The following is a 3,212-nucleotide window of genomic DNA, read 5'->3' on the forward strand; positions in this document are numbered from 1 at the left end:
AAGGTGGGCAGGCCGCTGCGGTGGTCCAGCAGCTGCGCCAGGGTGGCGTTGGCGTAGGCAGGGTGCTGCTTGGCGGCTGCTTCGGGCAGCAGGTCGGTGGGGCGGCTGTCCCAGCGCAGCTTGCCTTGTTCCACCCAGTGGGCCACCAGGGCGGCGGTCATGGCTTTGGACAGGGATGCGAGCTGGAAGGATTCGTTGCCCGTCATGGCCTCGCCCTTCAGGCGGGCTTTCCCGGCCGCACCCAGATAGAGCTTGTCGGCGCTGTCGTGCTGGCTGCCAAACACGGCGCCCACCAGGCCCACATCCACGGCGGCCTGGGCGCGTTCGCGCAGGGCCTGGTTTTCAAGCAGCAGGCGGGGGTCGCGCAGCTCATCGCCTTCAGCGCCGCCACAGGCGCCCAGCAGGGTGAGGGATGTGAGGGCCAGCGCCGAACTAAGGGCGCTGCGGCGGGTGAGGTGCGGGGTTGTGCAGGGGGTCATGCCGGGGCTTTTTCAGAATCAGAAGAAGCCGCCGATTCTGAAAACGGTGCCCTAAAGATTCCCTAAAGAAACGCGCAGGGCGGCCCCCTTGCGCACCCTCTCAGCTGCCCGGCTGCATGCCACCCAGGTCCAGCACAAAACCCACGCCCCGCCCGTCCAGTCCCTCGTCCAGCCAAAGGCGCGCATGCAGGCGCTCGGCCGCCTGGGCCACGATGGCCAGGCCCAGGCCCGTGCCGGGTTCGTCGTGGCCCGTGCCGCGCCAGAAGCGCTCGAACACCTGCGCGCGCAGCGCCGGGGCAATGCCCGGCCCGTTGTCGCGCACCGCCAGCCTGATGCCGCCGTGGTTCTGCTCTATCGACAGTTCCACCCGCGTGGCGCCGTAGCGCAGCGCGTTGTCCACCAGGTTCTGCAGGATGGACTGCAGCGGCAGCGGCTCGCCATGCCAGGCCAGCGACTCCGGGCCTTCCAGTGCGAGGGTGACGTTGCGGCGCTTTGCGTCGGCATGGGCGTCCAGCAGCACGTCTGCCGCCAGTTCGCACACATCAATGTCCTGCGCATCGCCGCTGCGGGTGGGGTCGAGCGCCGACAGGTCCAGCAGCTGCTGGCCCAGGTGGGCCGTGCGTTGCAGGCCTTGCTGCAGCGCCTGGGCGGCAGCAGCGCGGCTGGCTTCGTCCTGGCTGCCGAGCAGCACATGCGCTTGTGCGGACAAAGCCGCCAACGGCGTGCGCAGCCCGTGGGCGGCGTCGTGTACAAAGGCGCGCTCCAGCGCCAGGTGCTCGCGCAGGCGCGCCAGCAAGGCATCAAAGGCGCGGCCCAGCGGTTGCAGCTCGGCATAGCGCAGGTCCGCACCCAGCGGCTGCAGGTCGCGCCGCGTGTCCAGCGCCTCGATGCGCTGCGAGAACTGGCGCAGGGGCCGCAAGCCGCTGCGCACGGCCAGCCACAGCGTGAGCAGCAGCACGGGCAGGGCGATCAGCAGCGACATCCCCACCTCGCCCAGCAGCCACTCCAGCAGTTCCATGTCGGTGAGCAGGGGTTCCAGCACCATCAGGTTCCAGCGCTGCCCTTGGGCGCTATAGGCCACATGGGGATGGCCATCGATATCCAGGCGGCTCAGGCCGGTGGGGGCTGACTGGTTGCGCAGGTCGCGGCCACTTTCGTACACGGTGCCACCATCATGGCGTTCCAGTAGGACAGAGACGTTGCCGCCGCCAGGGACCACCTCCTGCCGGACGCGGTTCAGTTCGGCGATGAACGCCTGCAGCACGGCGGTGGCGGCTTCGGCATCGTCCAGCGCATCCAGCGACTTGATCAACACCGAAGCCAGAGGTGCAGCGCTGGATTGCCTGTCCAGCTCCGTCCGGGCGTTCCAGTAGTTCATCGCGATGACCAGCACGCTGATCAGCGCAAACGCCAGCAGCAACGCTGCCACCAGCCGACGGCCCAGGGTTTTCTTCACACCGACTCCAGCCAGTAGCCCACGCCCCGCAGGGTGCCCACGCGCTCGGTGCCGATCTTGCGCCGCAGGTTGCTGATGTGCACCTGCAGCGCTGCCGTATCCATCGGGTCGCCCAGGGGCTCCAGGCGCTGGGCCAGCGTGCGCTTGGGCACCACATCGCCACCGCCCTGGGCCAGCGCCAGCAGCAGCTGAAACTCGCGCGGCGTTAGCTCCAGCGGCTGCCCGCCCAGCTGGGCCTGGCACTTGCGGGGCCACACGCTCAGGGCCCCAAACTGCCACTGCTCGCCCGACTGCGCGGCCGTGCGCCGCAGCACAGCGCGCAGCCGCGCCAGCAGCTCGGGGATGTCGAAGGGCTTGACCAGGTAGTCGTCGGCGCCCGCGTCCAGGCCACCCAGCCGGTCTTGCAGCGCACTGCGGGCCGTGATCACCAGCACCGGCGCAGCTGCCCGGGCACGGCGCCAGCGGCGCAGCAGCTCCATGCCACTGCCATCGGGTAGGCCCAGATCCAGCAGAACGGCGCTGCAGCCCGGGTCGTCCAGTTGCAAGGGCGCATCGTGGGCGCGGCGCAGCCATTGCACGGTGAAGCCGTCCTGCTGCAGCGCCCGCACCAGCGAAGCCCCCAGGTCCAGGTCGTCTTCAATCAGCAGGATGTGCATGGGGCTCAGCGCGCCGCGCCGGTTTCAGCGCCCGCAAAGGCATCGGCGATGAACTGTTCAAGGCTGGCTTGCTCCAGCAGCTCGATGGAGAAGTTTCCGAACCGCCGGGGCAGCCACAGGATGCGGTTGCCCCCTGGCGCACCTAACTGGTCGCGGGCCAGGGGCTTGCCGTTCTCGTCCTCGGGCTGCACACCACGGGCCACCAGCTCGTCATAGGCCACCTCAATGTCGGGCGTGCTGTAGCAATGGCGGTAGATGGTGCCGTCCCCGTGGGTGTCCAGCAGCTCCTTGAGGTTGCCCGCCAGCGGTTGCACCAGCATGAACCGCTCCGCCCCCATGCGCGCGATGGCGTAGCGCACATGCAGCCCATCGCGCTCCCACACCAATGTGCGGGAGATCTGCGCATTCAGCACCGCCTGGTAGTAGGCACAGGCCTCCTCCAGATTCAGGACCAAGACATCGACGTGGCTGAATGTGAGTTGCATGGAAGGGGCGGGAGCGGCGAAGGGGGGATTTTCTCATGGGCCCTTTGAGGGCCTGGGGGGCACGGCACGCCGCTGCGCTGAGTGGGGGCGGTAGGGTTGGATGGGCAGCTATTGGTGGGGTAGAACGGCACTGACG

4 protein-coding genes are annotated in these 3,212 nt (G+C 68.8%); all 4 read right to left on the reverse strand.

The window, feature by feature from the left end; genetic code table 11:
- On the reverse strand, positions 1–479 hold a 479-nt coding region (locus DBR12_RS08005), incomplete at its 3' end, for a serine hydrolase (protein ID WP_146185499.1).
- A gap of 100 nt (positions 480–579) precedes the next feature.
- Positions 580–1,935: a HAMP domain-containing sensor histidine kinase gene (locus DBR12_RS08010; RefSeq protein ID WP_108616766.1), complete on the reverse strand. Its 1,356-nt coding sequence runs from the start codon at positions 1,933–1,935 to the stop codon at positions 580–582.
- Entirely contained in the window at positions 1,932–2,591 is a 660-nt protein-coding gene (locus DBR12_RS08015; RefSeq protein WP_108616767.1) for a response regulator transcription factor, read from the reverse strand. Before DBR12_RS08015 ends, DBR12_RS08010 begins: the two co-directional genes overlap by 4 nt.
- A gap of 5 nt (positions 2,592–2,596) precedes the next feature.
- Positions 2,597–3,076, reverse strand: a complete 480-nt coding sequence (locus DBR12_RS08020) for a VOC family protein (protein ID WP_108616768.1) — start codon at positions 3,074–3,076, stop codon at positions 2,597–2,599.
- Between the last annotated feature and the right edge of the window lie 136 nt (positions 3,077–3,212).

Origin of the sequence: Acidovorax sp. HMWF029 (assembly GCF_003060895.1) — a bacterium.
Taxonomy (GTDB): domain Bacteria; phylum Pseudomonadota; class Gammaproteobacteria; order Burkholderiales; family Burkholderiaceae_C; genus Acidovorax.